Here is a 25,601-nt window from a genome sequence, read left to right as displayed (position 1 = left end):
AGACGGAAAGCGGAACATAGTCGCGAGGGGACGAAGGGAAAATCACAAACTGCTGGACAAGACGTGATGCGCTGCGGCGTTTTGCGAATTGACCCGAAAATACCGTTCGTGATTTGTTCAAGCCGGGTGCCCCGACGATGGGGAGGATGGGATCATGGCATTTTCAACGAAGGCATTTGCAATCGCAGCCGCGCTCGCGGCATTCGCAGCACCCGCATTGGCGCAAGCCCCGGCGACGCCCTGGGAGCTCAATCCCGACATGGGCTACGCCTATGACAAGGACGGCAAGACCTATTCCTACAAGATGGGCACCAGCAATGCCGGCGAGCTGCTGAAGGGCGCCAAGAAGGTGCCGAAGGGCACGCTGTTCTTCATCGGCCACAACGGCCAGCTCTACATGCGCAGCGGCCCGTATCTGGAAGGCGACGGCAAGTTCAAGTTCGGGCCGGATCAATAATCCCTTTTTGTCGTCCCGGGGCGCGTGAAGCGCGAACCCGGGACCCATAACCCCAGGGAGCAGTTGCGGCGCGCAGCCGGTAACCACGAGTCTTCGCCAAATCTGGCGCTGTGGTTATGGGTCCCGGATCTGCGCGCGCTTTCGGCGCGCTTGTCCGGGACGACACCGAATATCTAAAACGCCCCCGCCAATTCCCGCGCGCCGGCATTGTTGCTGTTGCTGTCCATCCGCGTATCCGTCACCGCGAGCAGCTTCGCCACCGTGTTGTGGCGGATCGCGACCGGGTTGCGCTCGTAGCCGCCGCGCTGGAAGAAATTCGAGGTCGGCACCTGCTCGCGCATCGTCTGCGGCATCGTCACCATGTCGAGCCCGGTGCCGTCGCCGGTGAGGTTCATCATCTCGAGCTCGGCCGCGCTGAGCGGACGGGCGTAGCCCTTGGCGCGCGCGAACAGTACCGAGGTCAGCAGCTTGTGGGTCTGGAGCATCGGCCCGACGTCGATGTCGAGCACCATGGCATGCATCGCCCAGCCCTGCGCGGTGTTGCCGATCTTCTCGTGCTCCGACCAGGTGTCCGGCACCGCCTTGGCATGCGCCACCATTTTCTTCAGCACGACGAGCTTGTGCTCGAGCGACTGGCGCGCCGGCCCCGAGGTCCGCGCCACCTTGTCGGAGAGCACGCGAATGAATTCATGGCCCTGCTCGGCCAGCAGCTCGACGCTGTTGGTGGTGAGGAGCTGGTTGTAGCCCATCGCGGTCGAGATCGCGCGCTTGCCGCCATGCTCGATGCCGGCCTGCACGTCATAACTGCCAGTGCCGCCGGTCTCGAACGAATAGACCCGGACGGCCTGCTCGCGCGTCAGGCCCGAGGCGAGCGCATAGCGCGCATAGGCGCGCTTGAACTCGACCTCGCTGGACGGACGCTGCGGCGTGAACTGGTAGAGCTCCTGCGCCGCGCGCAGCAAATCGGCGACGACCGGTATCGGCTTTTTGGTCGGGCGCTCCGGCGTTTCCTCCGGCTCCGGATTCACCGGCCGCTTCGGCCCGTTATAGAGCGGCGGGTGCTCCAGCACGTAATCGTCGAGTGTGATCTGCTGCCCGCTGCGCCGCTTGGCATTACGTGTCTTCCGCTTCTCGGAGATCTGGCTCCAATAGGCGCCGGCTTCCTCGTCGAAGGCCGCGCGCGCGGCCTGATACTCCTGCAGCTTGCGGCGATATTCGAGTACGGCGGGCGATGCCCCGCCTTGCGCAAAAAACTGCGACAGGAGCTGGGCTTTGGCATCGCGGACGGCGGGCGGCAGCGCGTCGGACGCGCCGCCACGCGCGGCAGGCGCGAGCAGGACGAGCGCGAATGGAACCAGCGCAAGGCTGTTTCGAATCGAATGATGCATGCCGCCTCTTAACAGGCATCCGGTAACCGTCACGTTAACGCGCCGTTTACCATCGTCACTTCCAGGCGAACACCGGCTGTTCCAGCTCGGTCACGCGGGTCTGCCGCCGCGCCAGCACCTCGCGGAACTGGTAGATCAGCGCCGCCGTCGGCGCGTGGATCAGGCTCGCCTGATGATGGAAGCGGATGACGCGGCGCGCGCTCTCGGGGATCGCGACGAAGTCGAAGGCGTCGTCGCGCTCGATCGTGGCGAGCGCGATGCGATGCACGGAGGCGACCTCGTCCGGGTTCGGACGGATCGCGGCGTCGTCCGTGGCCCAGACCACGACTGGCGTGATCAGATAGCCGGAGCGGGTCGGATAGTCGTCGAGCGTGCCGAGCACCTCCGCGCTGGTGAGGCGAAGGCCGAGCTCTTCGTCGAGCTCGCGCAGCGCCGCCTCGACCGGCGTCTCGCCGGCATCGCAGCGTCCACCCGGCAGGGCCCATTGGCCGCGATGGGCGCGCAGGTGCGATGCGCGCAGCGTGAGCAGGAACGCGGTGTCATCCCCCTCGCCCGCAGCGGTCAGCGCGACCGCCACCGCGGCGCGCTTCAGCGCCGGCGCCGCGCCGTCTTCCGGCAGCCGCGTGAAGGCCGCGCAGGCGGCCGCGATATTCCGCCGTGTGGCATCGTCGAACGATCTCATCATGCTTGACTACACCACGTCCGCCCCCGATGAAATGAGATCGCAAGGCCCGCAGAGGAACGGACGACGAGATGACCAACAAGGCCGCCGCGAGGCTGAAATCGGAGGGCTGGACCATCCTCGAGACCACGGGCTTCATGCATCTGATCGGCCCCTTGTGGGAGCGCAAGGTCGACGGCCACTACGAATTCGCACTCGCCACCGAGGACAAGCACCACAACCGCCGCGGCATGGTCCAGGGCGGCGTGATGATGACGTTTGCCGACCGCACCTGCGGCATGACCGCCCGCTATGTCTCCAGCAGGGAGTTCATGGCGACGGTGCAGCTCGACACCCATTTCGTCGAGGCCGGCCAGATCGGCGACATCCTGATCTCCCGGCCGCGCGTGGTGCGCTCGACGCGCAGCCTCATCTTCATGAGCACCGAAGTCACCGTCGAGGGCCGCTGCATCGTAATGGCGAACGGCGTGTTCAAGATCTTGAAGGGGCCGGCGTAGCGTTAGGTTGCCACTGCGGCCGCCACAAAACTCCCGTGGCGTCCCGGCCTTCGCCGGGACGACGATGTGGAGGCAGTGGCGGCTCAAGAAACCTCGTCATTGCGAGCGCAGCGACTTGTCCGCCGAAGCTTTAGCGAAGGCGGAAGCAATCCCGACGCGTTCCGCGGACGCATTTCTGGATTGCTTCGCTGCGCTCGCAATGACGGCGCGGGATGGCTATGCTGCCGGCTTCGACAGCGTTGAGGAAGCAGCCCATGCAATACCGCCAGCTCGGCCGCACTGGCCTGAAAGTCTCGCCGATCTGTCTGGGCACCATGATGTTCGGCGGACCGACCGATGAGGCCGCATCAAAGCGGATCATCGCGAAAGCCCACGAGGCCGGGATCAATTTCATCGACACCGCGGACGCCTATTCGAAGGGCGGATCCGAAGAGGTGGTGGGCCGCGCGATCGGCAACAACCGCCATGCCTGGGTGCTGGCGACCAAGCTCGCCAACCCCATGGGCAGCGATCCCAATCGCGGCGGGCTGTCGCGGCGCTGGGTGCTGCAGGCCGCGGACGAAAGCCTGGCACGGCTCGGCACCGACCACATCGACATCTACTATCTGCACAAGGAGGATCACGCGACACCGCTGGAGGAGACAGTGCGCGCGATGGGCGATCTGATCCGATCAGGCAAGGTGCGCTATTTCGGCGTCTCGAACTACCGCGCCTGGCGCGTCGCCGAGATCTGCAACATCTGCGACCGGCTCGGCATCGACCGGCCCGCAGTGAGCCAGCCCTATTACAACGCGATGAACCGCATGCCCGAGGTCGAACACTTTCCGGCCTGCTCCTATTACGGCCTCGGCATCGTGCCCTACAGCCCCTTGGCGCGCGGCGTGCTGACCGGCAAGTACAGGCCCGATGCTGCCCCGGACAAGGAGACGCGTGCGGGCCGCAACGACACCCGCATGATGCAGACGGAATGGCGGCCGGAGTCGCTCCAGCTCGCGCAGGAGATCAAGAGCCACGCCGAAAAGAAAGGCATCACCGCCGGCCAGTTCGCGGTCGCCTGGGTGCTGAACTCCGCTTTCGTCTCCTCGATTGTCGCGGGCCCGCGCACCGAGGAGCAGTGGGACGGCTACATCAGCGCACTCGACTATCACTTCACCAGCGAGGACGAAGCCCTGATCGACCGCCTGGTGACGCCGGGCCATCCCTCGACGCCGGGCTACAACGACCCGGCCTATCCGATCGAAGGCCGCCGCGCGCGAACGGCTTGAACTCCGGAGACGACGATGGCGCATGAGGACCGCTACGGCCTTCCGCTTTCCACTGCATCCGATGCCGCGGCATCCGCCTATCGCGAAGGCGTCGACCTCATGCTGGCGGGCTGGACCGGCACGGCGGAGACGCTGGAGCGCGCCATCGCCGCCGATCCGGACTTTGCGCTTCCCCATATCGCCCGCGCCCGCGTGCATGCCTTCTACCAGCAGGGCGACCTCGCGCGGCAGAAGGCGGCACGCGCGCGTGAGCTCGTTGCAAAGCGCGGCACGGAGCGTGAGCGCTCGCATGTCGAGACCCTGGCGCTCGCGATCGAGGGACGCCTGCCCGAGGCGATTGCGGCGACGCTGAAACATGTCGAGGCATGGCCGCGCGATGCCGTGGTGCTGTCGCTGCCGCTCGGCGCGTTCGGCCTGTTCGCCTTCTCCGGCATGGCCGATCACGACCGCGCGCGGCATGAGCTGTGCGAACGCGTCGCGCGCCATTATGGCGAGGACTGGTGGTTCCTCACCATGTCCGGCTGGGCGATGACCGAGAACGGCGACGTCGCCCGCGGCCGCGGCATCACCGAGCGCGGCTTCGCCCTGCGCCGGCAGAATGCCCATGCCGCGCATGCCGTGCTGCATGCGATGTTCGAGGACGGCTCGATCGAGGCGGCCGACCGTCTCGTCGACGAATGGATTCCGACCTACGACCGCGCCGGACTCCTGCACGGCCACATCCGCTGGCATCAGGCGCTCGGCGCGCTGGAGCATGGCGATGCGCCGCGCGCACTCGCGATCTATGCCGACGTGCTCCAGCCCTCCGCCACGCAGGCGCCGCCGCTCAACGTCATCACCGACGGCGCCTCGCTGCTCTGGCGCCTGTCCTCTTACGGTCACGCCGTGCCGAAGGCACTCTGGCTTGATGGCGACGCCGCCGCGCAAAAGCTGTTTCCGAAATCGAGCCTGCCGTTCGCCGACGTCCACATGGCGCTGTTCGCCGCTGCAACGCAAAACCGCGACGCGCTCGCCACGCGCCTTGCCGTGATCGAGCAGCGCGTCGCCGAGGACAAGCTGCCGGCCGGCCCCGTGGTGCCGGCGATCTGCCGCGCGCTGGCGGCATTTGCGGACGAGGACTATGCGGCCTGCGTGCGGACGCTCGCGCCCGTGCTCGCCGACGTCGTCCGCATCGGCGGCAGCCACGCGCAGCGCGAGCTGATCGAGGACACGTTCATCGTCGCCCTCATGCGCGGCGGCGAGCTGCCGCGCGCCCGCAGCATGCTCGACGCCCGCCTGCATCGCCGCCCCTCCCTGCGCGATACGCGCTGGCAGGCGGCGTTGGCTTGAGGCAGGATAAGAAAAACAAAGCGGAGGGCGCCCATGACCGAGATCGTTGCGCTGGAGGCGCTAGTCGCCCGCGTCACGTCGGGGCAATCGCTGGCAGTTCCCGTCGACGGCGCCGGCGTCGCGATGGCCGCGACCGCGGCGCTGCTCGAATCCGGCGTCCGCGATCTCAAGCTGATCTGCGTGCCGATCTCGGGCCTCCAGGCCGATCTCCTGATCGGGGCCGGCGCCGTCGCCTCGCTCGAGACCAGCGCGGTGTCGCTCGGTGAAGCCGGCGCCGCGCCGCGCTTCACCGCAGGCGTCAAGAGCGGCGCGTTTGCGTTACGCGACTCCACCTGCCCCGCGATCTACGCCGGCCTCCTCGCGGCGCAAAAGGGCGTGCCGTTCATGCCGATCGCCGGCATCATCGGCAGCGACCTGCTCGAGGTGCGGCCGGACTGGCAGGTGATCGACAGTCCCGTCGGCGAAGCGCGCAAGGTGGTCGTGGTGCCTGCGATCTCACCCGATGTCGCGCTGTTTCACGCGCCCGAGGCCGACCGCGCCGGCAATGTCCGGATCGGCCGCCACCGCGAGCTCGCCGGCCTCGCCTATGCCGCAAAACGCACGCTGGTCACCGTCGAGCGCATCGTCGATCGCAATCTGCTGGAGACGGAAGACTCCGCCGCCGGCGTGCTGCCCTCGCTCTATGTCGACACCATCGCGGTCGCCACGCGCGGCGCCTGGCCGCTGGCCCTGTGGGACGAATATCCGGCGGACGAAGCCGAGATCGCGCGCTACGCGGCGATGGCGCGCAGCGAAGACGGCTTTCGCGCCTATCTCTCCGGCTTCCTGACGCATCGCAAGCAGGTGGCCTGATGTCATCGGAACGCGAACGGCGCGAAATCCTGATCGCCACCATCGCCGACCTGCTCGACGGCATCCGTCACGTCGCGGTCGGCGCATCGTCGCCGATCCCCGCGGCCGGTGCGATGCTGCTGCGCGCACGCAACGAACTCTGTGGCAAGCCGCAGGTGCGCATCTCGATCCTGGGATCGCAGGCGCATAATTTCTTCACCAATGGCGGCATCGAGTTGTTCGACTGCGCCGCGCAAGGAAGGGTCGACGCCTTCTTCCTCGGCGGTGGCCAGATCGACGGCGCGGGCAACATCAATCTGGTCGGCACCGGCGATTATCCCACCAACAGCGTGCGCTGGCCCGGTTCGTTCGGCTCGGCCTATCTCTATCATCTCATTCCGCGCGTGATCCTGTTTCGCGAGGAGCACACCCCGCGCGTGTTCGTGCCGAAGGTCGATTTCGTCAGCGCCCGGGCGATCACACCGGGGGTCGCTCGCCGCGGCGGGCCATACGCGCTCCTGACCAACATGGCGCTGTTCGACTTCGACCGCGAGGCAGGCGGCTTTGCCCTACGCTCGGTGCACCCGCCCTTCACGCCGGCCGACATCAGGGAAAATACCGGCTTCACCTACGAAGAGCCGGAGGTCGTGCGGGAAACCGCGCGGCCCGACACCGCAACCCTGGCATTGCTGCGCGGCCGGATTTTCGACGAACTCGCCGAGACTTACCCGGCCTTTGCAAGGACGATGAAGCAGGCGGCGTGACCCCTCGGCTCTGCCACGAAAAAAACACCGGCCTGGCGGCAAGTGCCTGCCGGGACGGGTTGGGCGATTGGACGAATCGCCGATGGGTGGCGCGGTGGTATTCCAGTCGGGTTTGGCGACACAAACGGGATCGCAACCAATTTGCGGTTCGATGGTTATTGAACGGAACTTTTCCGCGGTCCCCTGGCATATGAGCCCTACGATGCGCCTCTGCCGACCGGCCCTCGCAGCAGCCTTCGTTGCCCTCGCAAGCCCTTGTTTTGCCGACTCTTCCAGGCCGATTCCCGTCAACAATCCGCCGCTGCAGCAGAGCGCCTTCATCGATCTGCTGGCGCTGATGTCCGGCCACTGCAAGACGCTCAAGGTCGCGGGACGTACCCTTGCCTGCAAGACGGTGGCCTACGCCCATGGCGACACGGGCCGGGTCAATTTCGCCGTCGCCGTCGACGACCCCACTGATGCGAACCACGTCGTGTCGTTCTCCGGCGAGAACGGCAAGCGGGCCGACGACAATTCCTATGAGCTGCCGATCGACCGCATGCTGCTCAATTCCAAGGACCGGCCCAAGGTCGACGGCCTGCCGGTGCCGGCGGAGCAGACCTCCACCGGAATCTGCCGCCAGACCGGCAATTTCGCCGCCCGGAAGGTGACTGATGTCACCTGCTCCGCAACCGACAGCGAGGGCCGGAAGTACGAACTCCTGTTCGTCTCCGACGGCACGCCGGTGAGCGTGCGTCGCATCAGGCAGTCGGCGCCGTCGATTCAGGATCCGTTCAAGTAACGGCATCCTCCGCCGTCGTCAGCGTGTATGATCGCAACCATGCTTCGGAGCGATCCATGACGCGTGACCTGCTGTTTCTGCTGCGCCCGGGTTTCGAGGACCCGGCCTATCCGGGCCGGCGCTTCTATTGCTGGCATTGCGCGCTGATGGAGGGCGTGCTCGCCTCGTTTCCACAGCTTGCCGACAAGCTCGACGTCGAGCGCATCGCGTGGCCGCAGCCGCGGCAGGCCGTGATCGCGCTGGTCGGCGCGGAGAACCAGTCGCTGCCGCTGCTCGTGCTGGCAGACGGCGCGACATCGCGGCACCAGACCGGCAGCCATCGCGGCCGCGCCTTCATCGCCGACAAGGACGCAATCCTCGCCGCGCTGTCCGAACGCCACGGCTTTCCCGATCCGCATCCGTAGGACGAGGTTCGCAGCCCGCATGAGCGAAGCGATATGCGGGAAAGTCTCAATCAGGATATCACGTCCCCGGATTACGCTCCGCTCCATCCGGGCTACGGACCTGCAATGACGTCGCGAAACGAGGGAAGATTGGCATTGCGCTTCCCTGATCGCTCGCATATTCGGCCCGACAAGCCGTCCGAAAGGTCCGATCATGCTGCACCCCCTCCCCGCGCTCATCGTCGTCGACGTCCAGCGCGCGTTCGACGAATGGGAGGCGGCGGGCAAGCGCCGCAACAATCCGGATGCGGTGGCGCAAATTGCCGCTCTCCTGAAGGCGTTCAGGACGAGCGGTGCTCCGGTCTTTCATATCCGCCACGAGGGCATGAAACCGAATTCGTCGTTTCTGCCATCGCGTTCCGGCTACGCCGTCAAGGACGAGGCACGCGAACAGGACGGCGAGCCCGTGATCGTCAAGCGCGTCAACAGCGCCTTCATCGGCACGGACCTCGAGACGCGCCTGCGCGCAAGCGGCATCACCACCCTCGTCATCTGCGGCGCCACCACCAACCATTGCGTGGAGACGACGACGCGGATGGCCGGCAATCTCGGTTTCGACACGCGGCTGGTGCGCGATGCGACCTGGACCTTCGACCGGATCGGCCCCGATGGCGATGCGCATTCCGCCGAGGAGATCCATGCGATGACGCTGTCGAATCTCAACGGCGAGTTCGCACGCATCGTCACCACGAATGAGGTGGTCGCATCATTCGCGGCGAAGTAATGGCAGCAGTTCGACGAACGCCGGTGATGCGACAATAAATCTCACGACACGCAATCATCCGCGCTGAATCGGACGCCTCGCGCTGCGTCGTTTCGACGCCCGCACTGGCCGGAACGCAGCCAGCGCCCATGTGTTGTCACACGACATTCAACTGGAGTGATGACATGAAGTATCTCATTGTCGCGATGGCGGTCGGTGCTGCGGCGCTTGCCGGCGGATCGGCGGCGAACGCGGCCAACACCACAAGCGCGACGCAGAGCGCGCGGGGAGGCCCGCCGACCGACATCAGCGCGCAGCACAGGCACCACCATCATGGCTATCGCCATCATCACTGGCGCCATCACCACCACGGCTATTATCGCCCGCACTATCGCAGCTACGGCTATTACCCGCGGCACCACGGTTATTACGGCGGCGGACCGTACGGATATTACGGCGGCGGCGGTCCGGGCGTGACCTTCGGCTTCGGCGGCAGCCGCTGGTAAAGCAAAAGGCCCGCAGAGATGCGGGCCTTTTTGTTGCAGAGATAGCTCGGCCACCATGGTTCGAGACGCGCCGTAAGGCGGCGCTCCTCACCATGAGGGTTCAGGATTTCACCGCGAAGCAAGACCTCATCCTGAAGAGCCCGCCCACAGCGGGCGTCTCGAAGGATGGCCGCAGGGACGCTGGCCGCCGAGATTCTTTGCGAAGGCCGCGCGCCTACCCCCGCAAGATCGTCCCCGCCGTCTCCAGACCGCTCGCCAGCGCCGCCTCGACCGTGCCCATGTCGCGGCCGCGATAGAGCGCTTCGCCGGAGAACAGCACTGCTCCGTCGGCGCGCGCGAGCATCGTTTGCGCCGCGCGCGTCCGCGGCGTGGCCCAGGAATAGGCGCCGCGGGCGAAGCGATCGTGCCCCCAATTAATCGCCGCAGCCGCGACGAGGTCGCGCGCGACCTTGTCGCGCGACAGGCCGAAGATGGCGGCGAGCGAACCGAGGCCGGCCTCGATCAACGCTTGCGGATCGAGGCCTTGCAGCTCCGCCGTCCGCGGGCCGCCGAACCAGCCCGTGAGCACGGGATGCTGCTCCGGATAGCGCGTCCACCACACCGGGATGGTCTGGTCCGACAGCAGGAAGGTCATATCCGCAAGATCCGGCCCGCGCTCGCGCCACCATGGCCGCGCAAACCGCAGCAGGATCTTGACGACGTTGCCGAAGCCGATGTCGTCGGCAGCCGCCGCCTTCGCGCGCACGCTCGCCGGAAGCGCGATCTCGCGCAGCAGTGGCAGCGGCACGGTGAGGATCACGCGATCGCAGCGATGCACGTCGCCGCCGGCACCGCGAACGACCACCGCACCGCCCTCCTCCTCGATCGCCGACACCACGCAGCCAAGGCGGATCGTCACGCCATGCCGGCGGCACTCGGCTGCGAGAAAATCGATCAGCGCGCCATAGCCGCCATTGATGCGCGCCTGCCTGTGGAGCCCGCCGTCCATCCATTCCTCGCGCAGCGCCAGCGTGGAGGCGCGCTCGGGATCGGCGGCATCGTAGCCCTCGACCATCCGCTCGATCGAATAGCGCAGGTGATCATACTCGGGTCCGGCAAAATGACGGCGCAGGAAATCGGCGACGGTGAGGTCGTCCTTCAAATCCCCGAGCACGGCATGCAGCTCCGCCTCGTGCGGATCGTAAGGGTCCTCGCGCGAAAAATCTGCGCCGTCAAATCTCCATAGCGTGCCTTCGATCTCCTGAAGGGACAGCCCCGCCTCGCCCAGCAGGGCGTGCGTCACCGGTGCCTCGCCATGGACGAATTCGGCGCCGCCATCGGCGGGGTAGCCGAACTCTGCCGCCGGCAGCGGATGGATGCGCCCGCCGCAGCGTTCGCGTGCCTCCAGGATCGTCACCCTCTTGCCGGCGCGCGCAAGCTCGCGCCCCGCCATCAGGCCAGCCGCGCCGGCGCCGACGATGACGATGTGCTCGGATGTGTCCGACATGCCGGCGCTTTACCTGACGAGGCCTTGCGGATCGTTCTTGATCAGGTACTGCAGCAGCAGCACACCGCCGCCAAGCTGGCGCGTGCTCTCCAGCGTCATCGCGGTGAGGGGCGCGCGCTTGTCGCTGTCTGAGTCCGTCGAGTCGAAGACGAAGGGTGCGCCCTTGGCGCCATCGATCGCGGGGCTCAGGATCAGATTGAATTCGTCGATGAGACCGGCGCGCAGGAACGCGCCATTGGCGACGCCGCCGCCCTCGACCAGCAGGCGCTTCACGCCGAGCTCGCGGTTGAGAATCTCGAGCGCCAGCGCGAGGTCGATCTCCGACCTGCCGGCAAAGATGTAGGACACGCCCTCGCCGCGCAGGCCTGCAAGGTGTGCATCCGGCACGGTCTCGGTCAGCACGACCACGATCGGATCGCCGCCAATATCCGCGCGGCCCCAGCCGATCTTGCCCTGCGCATCAAGCACGACGCCATAGGTCTTTGCATCACGCCGCGCAAACCACGGCTCCCGCGGAAACGTCTCGGCCGTCCCGGTGGGATAGGGCTTGCCCTTGGCGAACTCCGAGCCGGTGACGCGGCCGATCACCCAGGCATCGCCGCCGAGCTCGTCATGGATCTTCTCGAACCAGTCCGTGCCCGCGCCCTTCGGACGCCAGCGGCTGGGGTGTGTGCGGCCATCCAGGCTGGAGTGCATCAAACAGATGACATACGGCTTCATGCAAATCTCCGGACTGCGCTCAGGCCGCCGTTCCGCTGCCGCCGCTCCCGGCGCGATCGTTGACGATCACCGCGAGCGGATTGAGCTTTGGCGGCGCGACGAGTTTCAGCGTGTTGGTGTCGTGATGATTGAACGGCGCGCCGCGGACGAACAACTCGGTCTGGATCAGATAGGTCCAGCTTCCGTCGTCGTTGAAGGTGATGTCGCAGCGGTAAGCATCGGTGCGGAAGGCCTGTTCCAGGAAGTCGGTCGAGCAGATCCCGTAAGCCGTGTCGCCGCGCTTCGCCGTGACGGAGATGGTCCTGTCATCAGGTCCGGCCTTGCCCGAGGCGAGCAGCACCTGCCCGCGCGGGATCGCCAGCGTCTGCATGATCAGCCCGGTCGCGGGCTCCCACAGCCAGTAGCCGACCTGATCGTGGAAGGTGATGTCCTCCTCGGGCGTGTTGATGTGGATGTGATAGCGCAGGCCATAGAGCAGCTGCGGCCCGTTGGCCTGCGGATCGATCGGGTCCATCCGAATGCGCTCGATGAAGGTCCGCCGCTCCGGCCCCTCCGCCTTCGGGTTGACGTCGATCCCCTTGTCCGCCTGCCAGCTGCCGGCGAGACGACGCAGCGGGCCGAGATTGGCGAGGCCGTCGGGCGAAACGTCCTCGGGCTCGGTGAAAATGTCGGCGGGAATAGGGAGCATGGGTGTCCTCGCGGGAAGTTGCGGGGAGCAGCAATAGCACGGAGGCGGGAACGTGGCTCGTGCTCAAGCCTCACAATTGCGAATGGCACAGGCGCCGATGCGCGGACACGCCGCCTCGCGCGGGTTCAGCCCGCTTTCGTCCCCGTGATGGCGGCAAGCGCCTCGACGAGCCGGTCGAGATCGGCCTCCTCGGTGTAGAGCGCCGGCGTCACGCGGATGCATTGGCCCTTGGCGACGCCCGCCCGGCGAACCGTCAGGACCTTGTAGCTGTCCCTGAGCTTCGCCACGACGGCGTCGTTGTCGGCCTTGCTCGTCTTGCCGGCGAGGCGGAAGGACGTGATCGCACCATACAGGCCGGCCTCATCGGGCGTCAGGATCTCGATGTCCTTGAAGCCCCTGCTACGACTGACCCAGTAGTCGCGCAGGTAGCGCAGGCGGGCCTGTTTCGCCGCAGCGCCGATCTGCTGATGGAGTTCGACGGCCGCAGGCACCGTCAGCACCGTCGCGAAATTGACGGTGCCGGTGTGGACCCGCGAGCGGATGTCGCTTTCCGGAAAATCCTCGTCACCGAGGTCGCGATCGATGTCGGCGAGGCGATCCTTCTTGATGTAGAGGAAGCCGACGCCGACCGGCGCGCCGATCCATTTGTGCAGATTGAAGCCGACGAAATCGACCTCGAGCTCACTCAGCCTGAAGTCCATCTGCCCCCAGGAATGGGCGGCGTCGAGGATGGTGTCGATGCCCTTGGCTTTGGCCATGCGGGCGATCTCGGCGACCGGCATGACGAGGCCGGTGCGATGGCTGACATGGGTGAGGAGGAGAAGCCTGGTCTTCGGATTCGCCTCGAAGGCACGGGCATAGGCGTCGAGCACGGCCTGGCGGCTGGCCGGCTCGGGCACATCGAACTTGACCACGTCGACACCGCGGCGCGCCCTGAGCGCGTTCATCGCATACTGCATCGAATCGTAGTCGAGGTCGGCGTAGAGCACGCTGTCGCCGGGCTTCAGCTTGTTGTAGCCGCTGATGAGCAGCTGCAGCGCTTCGGTCGCGCCGCGGGTGAGCGCGATTTCGCCGGGCGCCGCGCCGACCGCCTCCGCCACCTTGGCCCGCACCGCCTCGAAATCCGCACCTGCGCGCTGCCGCGCGTAGTAGGTGTTCTGATAGTTGACCATGTCGGACTGGCGGATGAACTCGCGCCTGACAGGCTCGGCCATGATGCCCCAGAAGCCGTTCTCCAGATTGACGACATCAGGCGTCACGGCATAGAGCCCCTTCACGGCCGTCCAATAGGCCTTGTCGGTGGCGATTGCCGCCGCCGATCCGGTCAGCTGCGCCGGCAGGCCCTCGGCCGCAAAAGCCGGCGCCGCCAGCGGCGCGACGGCTGCGGCCGCGAGGCCCTTCAGGATCGACCGGCGATCGGAAGAAATTGTCTTGATCAGGTGCATGTCCGTCCTCTGCGATGCGCGGCGAAAGGAGCAGCGATCGATGGAACTCCGATGACAGGGCGATGACGGTCTGATGATGTCGGGCGTTGTCCTGGCAGGGACTACGATCTGGTTGGCCGCGCGCGTCTCGAGTCACGACCAGATGATCGGCATGAACTTCAATTCTCTTTGGGCCAGCTCCGCCTGCAATCGCTGCGCCCGTTCTTTGGCCGCGTTGCCGACCAGCCGATACCTGCTGCCCATCGCTCGATCCGCTTCGACCTGATGTCGGATGCCTTCATACAGTCGGAGCACGCTCTGATCGCTCAGGTGCTCAAAGCTCTTGCCTTGGGAAGGCAGCGCGGGATCAGACGCATTGCTCGCTCGGATATCCGAAAGGTCCTCGTCGATCGATTTCTTCTGGTTCATGACACCTTGGTGGGTTGCGCACGGCAACACGGGCCGCCGCCCCGAGTTCCTCGGCGACGCGCTAGCTGCGCCACCTGGCCATGGGTCTTCTCCGTACCGTATTGACCTCGGGTATCCTGGGAGGGTCCGGCACGGAGGAACATCAATCCAACTGAGGGATTGGGATACTGGTCTGTGGCGCGATACAAGTTTCGCGACATCCACCCGGAACGACCCATCGTCGAACGCGCGGTCGGCGATGGGTCGGTTCTCGCGTTCAGGACCGACAGCTCAAAACGGCTAGCCGCTCATTTTGCGACGGATGCGAGGATTTGCGCGATGCTTTCGCGCGATCTTCCGGAAAGGGCCGTCTGGCGGCTGGAATGGTGCCCAGGGGCGGAATCGAACCACCGACACTGCGATTTTCAGTCGCATGCTCTACCAACTGAGCTACCTGGGCGTACCCGACGAGAGGGCGCAAGGCCCATCGAGCGGGCGGTTTATAGTGGGCTGAAGGCGGCCTGTCCACCCGGCTTTGCCAAGTGGCTGCGACGGGCGTGGCCTGGCTGTGTACAAGGTGGGGCGGCCTTGCTGCTGCTGGCGCGAGGCGCATCGGCCGCCCCTATAAATTATTGATATTACTTTATTATTCTTCGCCGTCCGCTTCGTCGTCGCGGCCGGGGATGACGTAGGAGCCTTTCAGCCAGCGGTTCAGGTCGACGTCGCGGCAGCGCGAGGAGCAGAACGGGTGGGTGGCCTGCACGGCAGGCTTGCCGCAGATCGGGCAGGTTTTGAGCGGCCCAGCGGGCTTTTTGACGTGGTCGTCCATGATGTCGGCAGCTTACCCGGGGTGAGAGAGTCTAGGAGCCTGTCGGTCAAGGGGTTCTGCGGGCGGACGCGCAGGCGTCGCGGCCCGGGTCCCGCGGGCCAATTCTACCGTGCATGGGGTTGTTTTCGAGATTTTTGTTCAGGCCCGCCCGAGCCGGCATTCCGGTTCACACGGCGGTGGCGTTGAGCCAGCCGAAGCGGATCGGAAAGCCTTCGCCGCCGAGCAGCGTCGTGGTCTCGTACAGCGGCAGGCCGACGACGTTGCTGTAGGACCCCACCATCTTCACCACGAAGGAGCCGGCGATGCCCTGCACGGCGTAGCCGCCGGCTTTGCCGCGCCATTCGCCCGAGCCGATATAGGCCTGGATGTCGTCCTCCGACAGGCGCTTGAAGCGGACGCGGGTCTCGACCAGGCGCTGGCGGAAGGCCTCGCGCGGCGTGACGAGGCAGATCGCGGTGTAGACGCGGTGATTGCGGCCCGAGAGCAACCGCAGGCACTGCGCCGCCTCGTCCACGAGGTTGGCCTTGGGCAGGATGCGGCGGCCGACCGCCACCACCGTGTCGGCGGAGAGGATGAAGGCGCCGCGCAATTCGTCGTCGAGCTGCACCGATTTCAGCGCCGCATCCGCCTTGGCCCGCGCGAGTCGATTGGCGCAGGCGCGCGGCAGCTCGCCCCGCTTCGGCGTCTCGTCGACGTCGGCCGGCCGGAGCGCGTCCGGCTCGATGCCGGCCTGGTTGAGCAGCGACAGGCGTCGCGGCGAACCGGAGGCAAGAACGAATTTGGGGCGACCGAGCATCAGGTGATTTGGGGGATGAAGCAGGGGGTGAATTGCGCGCGGAACCTATCGGAAGGGGGCTGATTTCACAACCCGGGAACCCGGACTTTGCTGATTCGACGGGCTTCCGATGCGTGTGCCCGCGGTCTGTGACGCGGGTGTTACGGCGCGCGTCGCTATCCGCTCGCCGCGCCCACCTTCGCAAACCGCCGGCGGATGCGCATCAGGAGCTGGTCGCAGACGTCGCGGTAGGCGGCGAGCTTCTGGTCGCGGCTGCCTTCCATGGTGGTGGGGTCCTGGGTCGGCCAGTATTCGACGTCGGCGGCGAGCGTGCGGGTCAGCTCCAGCGCCTTGTGGTGCGCCTCCGGCGACAGCGTGATGATGAGGTCGAAATTCAGCCCCTCCCAGTCCTCCAGCTCCTCGAAGGTCTGCGGCTTGTGGACGGAGATGTCCTGGCCGAGCTCGGCCATCACGGCAACGGCGAAAGGATCGAGCTCGCCGCGCCTCGCGCCGGCCGACTTGACGTAGAGGCCCTGCGGAAACATGTGCCGCAGCAGGCTCTCGGCCATCGGCGAGCGCACGCTGTTCATCGCACAGGCGAACAGCACCGATTGCGGATCGCGTGCGCGTGGCGGACCCGCCATCGCACCTAGCCTCTTTTGAAAGAGGGCATGGCCTTGTCGGAAAACCGTTGCACACTTTTCCGGACCATGCCCTAACCCTTCCAGTGCAGAACGGTAATGAGCGTGAACAGCCGGCGCGAGGTCTCGAAGTCGACCCGCACCTTGCCCTTCAGCCGCTCCTGGAGCGTGCGCGATCCCTCGTCATGGATGCCGCGGCGGCCCATGTCGATGGCCTCGATCTTGTCCGGGGTCGCGGTGCGGATCGCCTGGTAATAGCTGTCGCAGATCATGAAGTAATCCTTCACGATCCCGCGGAACGGCCCCAACGACAACAGATGCACGACCACGGGCGTGCCGTCCTCGCGGCGGATGTCGAACATCAGGCGGTTGCCGGTGATGCCGATATGCAGCGTGAACGGCCCGTTCCCGTCGGCGGCCTCCGGCGCGAACAGGTTCTGCTCGATCAGGTCGTAGATCGCGATCGCGCGCTCATGCTCGATATCGGGCCCCGAACGGCCGATCGATTCCTCGTCGAGGGTGACCGCGACGATGCGATTGTTGGAGTCGTCCTGTTCGGGCGGCTTTGTCATGACAGATTGAGGCGCAATCCAATCGAGCGCGAATGGGCGTCCAGCCCTTCCGCCTTGCCAAGCGTCATCGCGGCAGGTCCCAGCGCACGCAGCTGATCCGGACCGCATTTCAGGATCGAGGTGCGCTTGATGAAGTCGTGCACCGAGAGGCCCGAGGAGAACCGCGCCGAGCGCGCCGTCGGCAGCACGTGGTTGGAGCCGCCGACATAATCGCCGATCGCCTCCGGCGTATGCGCGCCGAGGAACACCGCACCCGCATTGCGAACCTTTGCTGCGAGCGCGTCAGGGTCTGCGGTCATGATCTCGAGATGCTCGGCGGCAATCGCATCCGCAAGCGGGATGGCGTCGTTGAGATTCCTCACCATGATGATGGCGCCGAAGTCGGCCCAGGAGGCGCTCGCGATCGCGGCGCGCGGCAGCGTCTTCAGCTGCGCCTCGACCGCCTTCTCGACGTCGGCGGCAAGGCGTGCGGAATCGGTGATCAGGATCGATTGCGCGCTCGTATCGTGCTCGGCCTGGGCCAGCAGGTCAGCGGCGATCCAGTCGGCATTGCCGGTGTCGTCGGCAATGACCAGCACCTCGGAGGGACCGGCGATCATGTCGATGCCGACCTTGCCGAACACCAGCCGCTTGGCGGCGGCGACATAGGCGTTGCCGGGGCCGACGATCTTTGCGACCGGCGCGATGGTGGCGGTGCCGTGCGCGAGCGCGGCCACGGCCTGCGCGCCGCCGACGCGATAGATCTCGGTGACGCCGCCCAGCTTTGCCGCCGCCAGCACCAGCGGATTGAGCTTGCCGTCGGGCGCGGGCACCACCATCACGAGGCGCGAGACGCCGGCGACTTTCGCGGGCACCGCGTTCATCAGCACCGAGGACGGATAGGCCGCAGTTCCCCCGGGTACGTAGAGACCGGCGGATTCGATCGCGGTGTAGCGCCAGCCGAGCTCGACACCGAGCGGGTCGGTGAAGCGCTCGTCCTTCGGCAGCTGGCGGCGATGGTAGGTCTCGATGCGGTCGCGCGCGAGCTTGAGCGCATCCAGCGTCGCGGCATCGCAGGCCTTCACCGCGGCTTCGATCTCGGCGGCCGAGATGCGAAGGCCGGATGCGTCCAGCGTCAGCCGGTCGAACTTTGCCGTGGCCTCGAGCAGGGCCGCGTCGCCGCGCTTCGCCACGTCGTCGACGATCGCGCGCGCGGCGGCCTCCACGTCGGCCGAGACCTCGCGCTTGGCGGCGAGGAAGGCCGCGAATCGCTGGTCAAAATCGGCGCTGCTGCGGTCGAGGCGAACGGGCATGTCTGGCTTGGCTTCTGGCTGGTTTCTCGGGGCGGATTGGCGCACCAGGTCCCCTGCTCAATGGCGCGGCGGCCTCCCGCCGTCAACCCTTGGCAGGTGTCGTCCCGGCCTGGCGCTGGTATACCGCCTCACCCCTCCCCTTCGATCGCCGCCCCCAGTTCGTCCGCCCCGAGATCGGTCAGCTCGCATTCCAGGCATTCGACATCGAGGCGGATGGCGCCGCCCTGGGCGAACAAGAGCAGGGCGCTGCCGCCGGGCTCCTCGTCGCGGCCGTCCTGGGAGTGAAACTCGATCCCGACGAGGTCCAGAACCTTGTCCGGAGCTCCGATGTCGATGTTGCGCGATTTGCAGGCAAGCACACGGTCGAAGCGGAGCGCGGCGACCAGTCGGCGCGGCTCGGCCTCGCCGTCCAGCGTCTGCTCCCAGTCCAGCCGGCTCATGCCGACCACCAGCCGCTTCTCGCTCTGCCGCCAGATAATGTCGGCGGCCTGCACCCGGGCATCCTGCACATGGGTGGAGATCACGGCGAGATCATCGGCATCGAGCGCGATCAGTTTGAGCTGGGGCGACATCGCCGGCATTTCTCCTCGGGGCGGATACGGCCCAACGCGCGCGGCCGCGGAAATTTCCCTAGAACTAACAACCCGGCGGACTAGAGACTATTGATATCCTCCATCTCCAGCACCTTGCGCGGATACCCCTGCCGGGCGACGTGGATCATGGCGCGGCCCATTTGCTCGGTGGAGGTGACGAGCCGCGGCGAAATCCGGCGCAGCACCGACCAGAGTGGCCAGGTTGCGGTATACACGGCCTGCACCCAGGCGGTCTTGGAGCGGGCACCATGCAGGGGCTGGATCGCGCCGGGCCGGAACATGTAGGCGCCCTTGAACGGCAGCTTGAGCAGATCGTTCTCGGTCTTGCCCTTGATCCGCGCCCACATCCGCGGGCCCTGCTCGGTGGAGTCGGTGCCGGCGCCGGTGACATAGGTGAAGATCATCTGCGGATTGAGTCTCGCCAGCGTCGTCGCAGCGGCGAGCGTGAGGTCGTAGGTGAGATGACGGTAGCGCTCCTCGTTCATGCCGATCGAGGAGACGCCGAGGCAGAAGAAACAGGCGTCGAAGCCGGTGAGCTGAGACTCGATCGCCGAATAATCCAGGAAATCGTCGTGGATGATCTCGGTGAGCTTGGCGTTGCGCACGCCGGTCGGGCTGCGGCCGACCACGAGCACGCGGTCGATGCCGGCATCGACCAGGCACTCGCGCAAGACGCCCTGCCCGACCATGCCGGTCGCGCCAAAGATGATCATTTGCATCGGGACGTCCCCAACAGTGTCGCGGCTCATGCGGCGACCACGATCTCGTCGAAGGATACACCGGTCAGCGTTGCCGAGACATCCCACAGCATGGCCGCCGCAGCGAAATCCTTGGCCTGCGGCATGATCTTCGCCGGCGCTGGCGGCCCCTTCAATTCGTAGAACCCGTTCGGACCGCAATAGCCGCCGGGCTCGGCCGCTGGAGATGTCGCCGCGAACAACGTCGGCAGCGCGCCCTCGGCAGCGGACTGGCTGATCAAGGGTTGGAGCCACCGTCCCACCCGCCACGAGAGGGTGTTGGCGCCCGGCCCGTTCGAAATGAGATCGGTCCGCGCGTAGCCGGGATGGGCGGCAAGGCTCGTCACGCCCCAGCCGGCCGCGAGGCTGCGACGCTGCAACTCCAAAGCAAACATCAGCATCGCCAGCTTGGACTGGCAATAGGCCCGCCACGGGCGATAGGAACGCTTGCCTTGCAGATCATCGAAATTGATCGCACCGGAGCGGTGCGCAAGGCTCGAGAGATTGACGACACGAGACGCCTTCGCCCGGCGAAGCTGCGGCAACAGGCGCGCCGTCAGCGCGTAATGTCCGAGATAATTGGTGCCGAGCTGCATCTCGAAGCCATCCTCGGTCTGCTGCCGTTTCGGCAGCGCCATCACACCGGCATTGTTGACGAGGAGGTCGAGCTGCTCATTGCTGGCGGCAAAGCGCCTGGCGAAATCGGCGACGGAGGACAGGCTGGCGAGGTCGAGATACTCGTAGGCGATCAGCGCATTGGGAAACCGCTCGCAAATGCCCTCGATCGCCCGCAGGCCCTTTGCGTCGTTGCGTCCGGTGAGTATGACAATGGCACCGGCGCCCGCCAGCGCCATCGCCGTCTCGTAGCCGAGCCCGCCCGTCGCGCCGGTCACGACGGCGGTCCTGCCGCTGAGGGAGGGGATGTCCGCCGTGGTCCAGTCAGTCATGCCGTAGCTCCAGGCTATCGGGGGGTGGAAAAAGCCCCGCGACCGGTCCAAATGTGCACTAAGTGCAAATTTGCAAGAGGTGAAATAATTTGAAGGCTTCGAAGCACGCCAGGAAACGCGCCAAGCCCTTGTCCTCCGGAGAAAAAACGCCGGCGGGGCCCGGCCTGCGCGAGCGCAAGCAGCAGCAGACCCGCGAGCGGCTGAAGCGCGCGGCGATGGCGCTGTTCCTGGAGCGCGGCTTTGAAGCCGCGACCATCGACGACATCGCGGCCGCTGCCGATGTCTCGCGCCGCAGCTTCTTCCATTATTTCGCCTCGAAGGAAGACGTGGTCGCCGCCTGGCAGGAGGACGCCGCGGCCGCGCTGGTCGCCGGGATTCTCGCACGGCCCGCGGACGAATCCATGCTGACGGCGGCGGAGAATGCGATCGCGGCGGCGGTCAAACGGATCGATCCGACTGAAGCGGCTGCGATGTCGCGGCTCAAGCGCGACAATCCCGCGCTCCACGCGCGCGACCAGCTCAAATACGAAAAGCTCGAGCGCGCCCTCGCGGACGGGCTTGCGCAGCGCGCCGGCCGCAAATCGGACCGGCTGAACGCGCGGCTCGTCGCCATGATCGCCACTGGCGCGATGCGCGTCGGCGGCGAGAGCTGGATCGGCGAAGGTGCGCGGGAGAAGCCGGAAGCTTTCGTGAAGCGCACGTTCGATGCGATCAGGGCGATATTGAAGTGAGTATGCTTCCCTCCCCTGGAGGGGAGGGTAAGCGCGACCTCAATCCCTGAAAAACGCCAGCAGGTCGGCGTTGATGGTCTCGGCGTGCGTGGTCGGCATGCCGTGGGGGAAGCCCTTGTAGGTCTTCAGGATGCCCTTCTTGAGCAGCTTGGCGGACAACGGCGCGGAATCGGCGTAAGGCACGATCTGGTCGTCGTCGCCGTGCATCACCAGCACGGGCACGTTGATCTTCTTCAGATCCTCGGTGAAGTCGGTCTGCGAGAACGCGACGATGCCGTCGTAATGCGCCTTGGCGCCGCCCATCATGCCCTGGCGCCACCAGTTCTGGATCACCGCTTCCGACGGTTTGGCGCCGGGACGGTTGTAGCCGTAGAAGGGCCCGGCGGCGATGTCGCGGTAGAAGGCCGAGCGGCCGGCGGCGAGCTGGACCTGGAAATCGTCGAACACGCTCTTCGGCAGGCCGCCGGGATTGGCCGCCGTCTGCACCATCAACGGCGGCACCGCGGAGAGGATCGCGGCCTTCGCCACCCGGCTCTCGCCGTGGCGCGCGATGTAGTGCACGACCTCGCCGCCGCCGGTGGAATGGCCGACGTGGATGGCATTCTTCAGGTCGAGATGCGCGGTGACCGCCGCAAGATCGTCGGCATAGTGATCCATGTCGTGGCCGTCGGCGACCTGCGCCGAGCGGCCGTGGCCACGGCGGTCATGGGCGATGACGCGGTAGCCGCGCGTGACAAAATACATCATCTGCGCGTCCCAGTCGTCCGACGACAGCGGCCAGCCATGGCTGAACACGATCGGCTGGCCCGAGCCCCAGTCCTTGAAAAAGATCTCGACGCCGTCTTTGGTGGTGATGGTGGGCATGGTGGGCTCCTTTGAGTGGGACGTCATTCCGGGGCGCGCATCAGCGCGAACCCGGAATCTGGAAATTGTCGCGCGAGATTCTCGGTGCGCAATTGCGCACCATGGCTCATCGCTGCGCGATGCCCCGGAATGACGAGGGATCGGCGATCAGGCAAACGCCATCGGCTTGAAGCGGCGCCAGGCGCCGATGGTCAGCACCACGAAGAACACCAGCACGATGCCCTGCACCACGGCGAACACCGGGCCGGACGGCGGCGCCGGCGGCACGGCGGGCGCGAGCGCGGCGAGCGCCGGCACCTTCAGGAACGACTGGATCACCAGCACGAAGACGTTGAAGTACAGTGAGATCATCGCGGTCACGATGTAGACCGGACGCCAGACGCCCGCGAGCTTCATGCCGTAGAGCGCGATGCAGGCGATCGCGAGCAGCACCAGCGAGATGATGCCGATGATGTGCGAGGGCAGCAGCTCCTTGAACGGAAACAGGAAGCCGGTCGCGCTGGTGAGGATCGTGAACAGCAGGAAGATCGCGGTGAGGCCCGGCATCGGCTTCGAGCCGAGCAGGCCGAACATCACGACGAGGCCGGCGACGATCGCGATCAGGCTGATGATGACATGGACCAGCGTAAGGGCGGGCAAGCTCAACCCAAGAACCATGACATCTCTCCTTCTCTTTCACTCTGCATTGAGACGGAGATTAGTATTACGGTCCTCATTGGATGGCTACACGCGCAATGTCACAGGCTCGTGCGGAGCCATGCGTCGTCGTGCGAATCGACAAACGCATGGCTGAATTTTTTGTATCGCTGTCACAAACGACGGCAGCTTGTAGTTTGTAGCCCGGATGGAGCTAACGGGTCGGCGCGAAGCGCCGCCCGATGACAAGCTCCGCGTAATCCGGGGTTCTCGCATGTGGATGGTGCCGTCCCGGATTGCGCTTCGCTCCATCCGGGCTACGAGCTCTCAGGTCTTCGACGAAAGTTGAATCGGAGACTCACACTTCCTTGGTGTCGAAGATCAGCAGGTCGGCGCCGCCACTGGCGAATTTCGGCACGTCGCCTGCTGCCGCCTTGCCTTCCGCGCTGCCGAATGCCGCCTGGATGTCGGCCACGCTGTTGAAGCTGAGGATGGCGACGAGGTGGACCCCGGAAGGTCCTGCGGGGGAGCCGACCGGCCCCGTGCTGACGGCGTATTTCGTCAGGCCGGGCAATTTCTTGGCGAGCGGAATGTGAGTCTCGGCATAATGCTTGTCGAAGGCGGCAGCGTCCTTGGGCGTCTTGTAGAGCACGACGAGTTCGGCCATTTAGTCCTCCCTTGAAACTGTTGTTGGTAGATCCTCATGGTGAGGAGGCGCGTCAGCGCCGTCTCGAACCATGAAGGCCCGGCTTTGGCAGCTGGGCCTCGATCCTTCGAGACGCGCGCTTGGGCGCGCTCCTCAGGATGAGGGGATAGTCTGTGGGACACGTCAGGATGGCAAGCCATAATCCGCTTGCCATCCTTGTCCTTGACTAAAGCGCCGGTTTTGCGGCGTCGCCGAGATAGCCGTGCAGAGAGGCAACGACCTGCGCGCCCTCGCCAATGGCGCCGCCGACGCGCTTGACCGAGCCGGAGCGGACGTCCCCGACGGCATAGACGCCGGGCACGGAGGTCTCGAGCGGCGCGACCAGCCGGCCCAAATTCTGCTCGGACTGCGCGCCTGTGACGACGAAGCCGCCGCGATCGAGCGTCACGCCGCAGCCGTCGAGCCAGCCGGTGGCGGGATCGGCGCCGACGAACAGGAAGAGATTGCGGATGTCGGCGAAATCCTCGTCGCTCGACAGCCGGCTCTTCCAGCGGATGCGCCGCAACAGCGAGGCCTCGTCGCCCTCGAGCGCCGTGATCTCGGTGTTGAACATCAATTCGATGTTCGGCGTCGCTTCGATGCGCTCGATGAGATAGCGCGACATGCTGGCGCCGAGACCGCCGCCGCGAATGATCATCAGGACCTTCTTGGCGTGACCCGACAGGAACACGGCGGCCTGGCCCGCCGAGTTGCCGGCGCCGACGAGCGCAACCTCCTCGCCGGCGCAGAGCCGCGCCTCGACCGGGGACGCCCAGTACCAGACGCCGCGGCCCTCGAACGTGTCGAGATTTGCGATCTCCGGCCGGCGATAGCGCGCGCCGCTCGCCACCACCACCGCGCGCGAGCGCAATGTGTCGCCGCAATCCAGCGCGAGCGCGAAGGTGCCGGCACGGCGCGAACAGTCCAGCGACTTCACCGACATCGGGATCATGATCTCGGCGCCGAACTTCTGCGCCTGGGTGAAGGCGCGGCCGGCCAGGGCCTGGCCCGAGATGCCGGTCGGAAAGCCGAGATAGTTTTCGATCCGCGCGCTGGCGCCGGCCTGGCCACCGAAGGCGCGGGTGTCGACGACGGCGACCGAGAGACCTTCGGAGGCCGCGTAGACCGCGGTCGCGAGTCCCGCCGGCCCGCAGCCGACGATCGCGACGTCGTAGATCCGATCATCCTTCGCTCCGCCGATCATGCCGATGGCGCGGCCGAGCTCGATCTCACTGGGATTGCGCAGCACGCGGCCGTCGGCGGTGACGACCAGCGGCCAATCCTCCGGCTTCGGCGAATAACGCGCGATCACCTCGGCCGCGTCGCGCTCGCTGTCGGCATCGAGCAGGTGATGCGGCTGGCCGTTGCGGGTGAGGAAGCCCTGCAGGCGCACCACGCCGGCGGAGTTCGACGGCCCGATCAGCACCGGGCCACCGACGCCGCCCTGGATCAGGCTGACCCGGCGCAGGATCAGCGCGCGCATGATGCGCTCGCCGAGCTCGGCTTCGGCGACCAGCAGGGCGCGCAGCCGGTCCGGCGGGATCAGGAGCACCTCGACATCGCCCTCGGCGCGGCCGTCGACCAGCGCCGGCCTGCCCGAGAGCTGGCCGAGCTCGGCCAGGAACTGGCCGGGCCCCTGGTCGATGATCGGGGTGACATGACCGAGCCCGTCGCGCTGGGTGATGGCGACGTGGCCCTTCAGGATGACGAACATGCCGGGCCCCGGCTTGGCGGTCTCGAACAGCAGCTCGCCATCCGGATAGGTGCGGAGCTCGCCGAAATGCCTGATGCGCTCGATCTCGGCCGAAGTCAGCGCCGGAAAGGTCTGATCGGGGCGCGTGAACCGCGACATCAGCGCATCACGCTCGGTTGGTTGCTGTCCGTCTTGCCCCATTGCCACGTCGCTCAACTCCAAAATTTCTAGCCG

At 66.3% G+C, this 25,601-nt stretch carries 30 protein-coding genes and 1 tRNA gene; 11 read left to right on the top strand and 20 right to left on the bottom strand.

Annotation, left to right across the window (positions count from 1 at the left end; genetic code table 11):
- The first annotated feature begins 154 nt into the window (after nucleotides 1-154).
- Complete coding sequence (locus tag E4K65_RS32955; RefSeq protein WP_135177672.1) at nucleotides 155-457, top strand: hypothetical protein; 303 nt, start codon at nucleotides 155-157, stop codon at nucleotides 455-457.
- Nucleotides 458-630: 173 nt separating this feature from the next.
- On the opposite strand, the gene E4K65_RS32950 is transcribed toward E4K65_RS32955, so the two are convergent.
- Together E4K65_RS32950 and E4K65_RS32945 are read right to left on the bottom strand one after the other, a co-directional pair.
- Complete coding sequence (locus E4K65_RS32950; protein ID WP_135177671.1) at nucleotides 631-1,845, bottom strand: hypothetical protein; 1,215 nt, start codon at nucleotides 1,843-1,845, stop codon at nucleotides 631-633.
- Between the two features lie 55 nt (nucleotides 1,846-1,900).
- Complete coding sequence (locus E4K65_RS32945) at nucleotides 1,901-2,530, bottom strand: NUDIX hydrolase (protein ID WP_135177670.1); 630 nt, start codon at nucleotides 2,528-2,530, stop codon at nucleotides 1,901-1,903.
- A gap of 68 nt (nucleotides 2,531-2,598) precedes the next feature.
- Here E4K65_RS32945 and E4K65_RS32940 point away from each other — a divergent pair, with 68 nt between their 5' ends.
- The 9 genes from E4K65_RS32940 to E4K65_RS32900 all read left to right on the top strand — a co-directional run bounded on the left by E4K65_RS32940 (nucleotide 2,599) and on the right by E4K65_RS32900 (nucleotide 9,646).
- Nucleotides 2,599-3,024 (top strand): PaaI family thioesterase, encoded by a 426-nt coding sequence (locus tag E4K65_RS32940; protein WP_135177669.1) that lies wholly within the window; start codon nucleotides 2,599-2,601, stop codon nucleotides 3,022-3,024.
- Between the two features lie 254 nt (nucleotides 3,025-3,278).
- On the top strand, nucleotides 3,279-4,289 hold the full coding sequence (locus E4K65_RS32935; protein ID WP_135177668.1) for an aldo/keto reductase: 1,011 nt from the start codon (nucleotides 3,279-3,281) through the stop codon (nucleotides 4,287-4,289).
- A 15-nt stretch (nucleotides 4,290-4,304) separates the two neighbouring features.
- Nucleotides 4,305-5,618, top strand: coding sequence for a tetratricopeptide repeat protein (locus E4K65_RS32930; protein ID WP_135177667.1), 1,314 nt, complete (start codon nucleotides 4,305-4,307; stop codon nucleotides 5,616-5,618).
- Nucleotides 5,619-5,651: 33 nt separating this feature from the next.
- Nucleotides 5,652-6,470 carry a CoA transferase subunit A gene (locus E4K65_RS32925; RefSeq protein WP_135177666.1) on the top strand — a complete coding sequence of 273 codons (819 nt, stop codon included), beginning with the start codon at nucleotides 5,652-5,654 and terminating at the stop codon, nucleotides 6,468-6,470.
- Nucleotides 6,470-7,213, top strand: coding sequence for a CoA transferase (locus E4K65_RS32920; protein WP_135177665.1), 744 nt, complete (start codon nucleotides 6,470-6,472; stop codon nucleotides 7,211-7,213). Before E4K65_RS32925 ends, E4K65_RS32920 begins: the two co-directional genes overlap by 1 nt.
- Nucleotides 7,214-7,415: 202 nt before the next feature.
- Nucleotides 7,416-7,994: a hypothetical protein gene (locus E4K65_RS32915; protein WP_135177664.1), complete on the top strand. Its 579-nt coding sequence runs from the start codon at nucleotides 7,416-7,418 to the stop codon at nucleotides 7,992-7,994.
- A gap of 56 nt (nucleotides 7,995-8,050) precedes the next feature.
- Nucleotides 8,051-8,398 carry a DUF3088 domain-containing protein gene (locus E4K65_RS32910; protein ID WP_135177663.1) on the top strand — a complete coding sequence of 116 codons (348 nt, stop codon included), beginning with the start codon at nucleotides 8,051-8,053 and terminating at the stop codon, nucleotides 8,396-8,398.
- 193 nt (nucleotides 8,399-8,591) lie between these two features.
- On the top strand, nucleotides 8,592-9,161 hold the full coding sequence (locus tag E4K65_RS32905) for a cysteine hydrolase family protein (RefSeq protein ID WP_135177662.1): 570 nt from the start codon (nucleotides 8,592-8,594) through the stop codon (nucleotides 9,159-9,161).
- 164 nt (nucleotides 9,162-9,325) lie between these two features.
- Entirely contained in the window at nucleotides 9,326-9,646 is a 321-nt protein-coding gene (locus tag E4K65_RS32900; protein WP_167771339.1) for a hypothetical protein, read from the top strand.
- A gap of 214 nt (nucleotides 9,647-9,860) precedes the next feature.
- Here E4K65_RS32900 and E4K65_RS32895 read toward each other — a convergent pair whose 3' ends face one another.
- The 14 genes from E4K65_RS32895 to E4K65_RS32830 form a co-directional block, all read right to left on the bottom strand.
- On the bottom strand, nucleotides 9,861-11,132 hold the full coding sequence (locus E4K65_RS32895) for a flavin monoamine oxidase family protein (protein ID WP_135177660.1): 1,272 nt from the start codon (nucleotides 11,130-11,132) through the stop codon (nucleotides 9,861-9,863).
- Between the two features lie 9 nt (nucleotides 11,133-11,141).
- Entirely contained in the window at nucleotides 11,142-11,852 is a 711-nt protein-coding gene (locus E4K65_RS32890) for a RibD family protein (protein WP_135177659.1), read from the bottom strand.
- A gap of 19 nt (nucleotides 11,853-11,871) precedes the next feature.
- On the bottom strand, nucleotides 11,872-12,540 hold the full coding sequence (locus E4K65_RS32885; protein WP_135177658.1) for an FABP family protein: 669 nt from the start codon (nucleotides 12,538-12,540) through the stop codon (nucleotides 11,872-11,874).
- A gap of 125 nt (nucleotides 12,541-12,665) precedes the next feature.
- The gene (locus E4K65_RS32880) at nucleotides 12,666-13,985 is read right to left on the bottom strand and encodes an aminotransferase class V-fold PLP-dependent enzyme (protein WP_167771338.1); all 1,320 of its coding nucleotides are present in this window, start codon (nucleotides 13,983-13,985) and stop codon (nucleotides 12,666-12,668) included.
- Between the two features lie 132 nt (nucleotides 13,986-14,117).
- Nucleotides 14,118-14,393 (bottom strand): hypothetical protein, encoded by a 276-nt coding sequence (locus E4K65_RS32875; protein ID WP_167771329.1) that lies wholly within the window; start codon nucleotides 14,391-14,393, stop codon nucleotides 14,118-14,120.
- 363 nt (nucleotides 14,394-14,756) lie between these two features.
- Nucleotides 14,757-14,832 (bottom strand) — tRNA-Phe (locus E4K65_RS32870).
- A gap of 186 nt (nucleotides 14,833-15,018) precedes the next feature.
- Entirely contained in the window at nucleotides 15,019-15,201 is a 183-nt protein-coding gene (gene yacG, locus E4K65_RS32865) for a DNA gyrase inhibitor YacG (protein ID WP_027542473.1), read from the bottom strand.
- 166 nt (nucleotides 15,202-15,367) lie between these two features.
- Complete coding sequence (locus E4K65_RS32860) at nucleotides 15,368-15,997, bottom strand: Maf-like protein (protein ID WP_011084077.1); 630 nt, start codon at nucleotides 15,995-15,997, stop codon at nucleotides 15,368-15,370.
- Between the two features lie 155 nt (nucleotides 15,998-16,152).
- Nucleotides 16,153-16,620: an arsenate-mycothiol transferase ArsC gene (locus E4K65_RS32855; RefSeq protein ID WP_135177656.1), complete on the bottom strand. Its 468-nt coding sequence runs from the start codon at nucleotides 16,618-16,620 to the stop codon at nucleotides 16,153-16,155.
- Between the two features lie 71 nt (nucleotides 16,621-16,691).
- Nucleotides 16,692-17,189: a UPF0262 family protein gene (locus E4K65_RS32850; protein ID WP_135177655.1), complete on the bottom strand. Its 498-nt coding sequence runs from the start codon at nucleotides 17,187-17,189 to the stop codon at nucleotides 16,692-16,694.
- Nucleotides 17,186-18,481 carry a histidinol dehydrogenase gene (gene hisD, locus E4K65_RS32845; protein WP_135177654.1) on the bottom strand — a complete coding sequence of 432 codons (1,296 nt, stop codon included), beginning with the start codon at nucleotides 18,479-18,481 and terminating at the stop codon, nucleotides 17,186-17,188. The genes E4K65_RS32850 and hisD overlap by 4 nt, the downstream gene beginning before the upstream one ends.
- A gap of 128 nt (nucleotides 18,482-18,609) precedes the next feature.
- On the bottom strand, nucleotides 18,610-19,053 hold the full coding sequence (locus tag E4K65_RS32840) for a DUF2948 family protein (protein WP_167771351.1): 444 nt from the start codon (nucleotides 19,051-19,053) through the stop codon (nucleotides 18,610-18,612).
- Nucleotides 19,054-19,133: 80 nt separating this feature from the next.
- Nucleotides 19,134-19,793, bottom strand: a complete 660-nt coding sequence (locus tag E4K65_RS32835) for an NAD-dependent epimerase/dehydratase family protein (protein ID WP_167771337.1) — start codon at nucleotides 19,791-19,793, stop codon at nucleotides 19,134-19,136.
- A 26-nt stretch (nucleotides 19,794-19,819) separates the two neighbouring features.
- Nucleotides 19,820-20,758, bottom strand: coding sequence for an SDR family oxidoreductase (locus tag E4K65_RS32830; RefSeq protein WP_135177651.1), 939 nt, complete (start codon nucleotides 20,756-20,758; stop codon nucleotides 19,820-19,822).
- An 89-nt stretch (nucleotides 20,759-20,847) separates the two neighbouring features.
- On the opposite strand from E4K65_RS32830, the gene E4K65_RS32825 reads away from it, so the two are divergent.
- A complete protein-coding gene (locus tag E4K65_RS32825; protein ID WP_135177650.1) occupies nucleotides 20,848-21,489 on the top strand; it encodes a TetR/AcrR family transcriptional regulator in 642 nt (213 codons plus the stop codon).
- A 39-nt stretch (nucleotides 21,490-21,528) separates the two neighbouring features.
- Here the strand turns inward: E4K65_RS32825 and E4K65_RS32820 are convergent, their stop codons facing one another.
- The 4 genes from E4K65_RS32820 to E4K65_RS32805 all read right to left on the bottom strand — a co-directional run bounded on the left by E4K65_RS32820 (nucleotide 21,529) and on the right by E4K65_RS32805 (nucleotide 25,568).
- Nucleotides 21,529-22,353, bottom strand: a complete 825-nt coding sequence (locus E4K65_RS32820) for an alpha/beta fold hydrolase (RefSeq protein ID WP_135177649.1) — start codon at nucleotides 22,351-22,353, stop codon at nucleotides 21,529-21,531.
- Between the two features lie 147 nt (nucleotides 22,354-22,500).
- Entirely contained in the window at nucleotides 22,501-23,010 is a 510-nt protein-coding gene (locus tag E4K65_RS32815) for a hypothetical protein (protein WP_135177648.1), read from the bottom strand.
- Between the two features lie 337 nt (nucleotides 23,011-23,347).
- Nucleotides 23,348-23,656: an EthD family reductase gene (locus tag E4K65_RS32810; RefSeq protein WP_025576570.1), complete on the bottom strand. Its 309-nt coding sequence runs from the start codon at nucleotides 23,654-23,656 to the stop codon at nucleotides 23,348-23,350.
- Nucleotides 23,657-23,861: 205 nt separating this feature from the next.
- The gene (locus E4K65_RS32805) at nucleotides 23,862-25,568 is read right to left on the bottom strand and encodes an FAD-dependent oxidoreductase (protein ID WP_167771350.1); all 1,707 of its coding nucleotides are present in this window, start codon (nucleotides 25,566-25,568) and stop codon (nucleotides 23,862-23,864) included.
- Nucleotides 25,569-25,601: the final 33 nt, after the last annotated feature.

The sequence above is a fragment of the Bradyrhizobium niftali genome (genome assembly GCF_004571025.1).
Taxonomy (GTDB): Bacteria; Pseudomonadota; Alphaproteobacteria; order Rhizobiales; family Xanthobacteraceae; genus Bradyrhizobium; species Bradyrhizobium niftali.
This window is presented reverse-complemented; position numbering and strand designations above follow the sequence as displayed.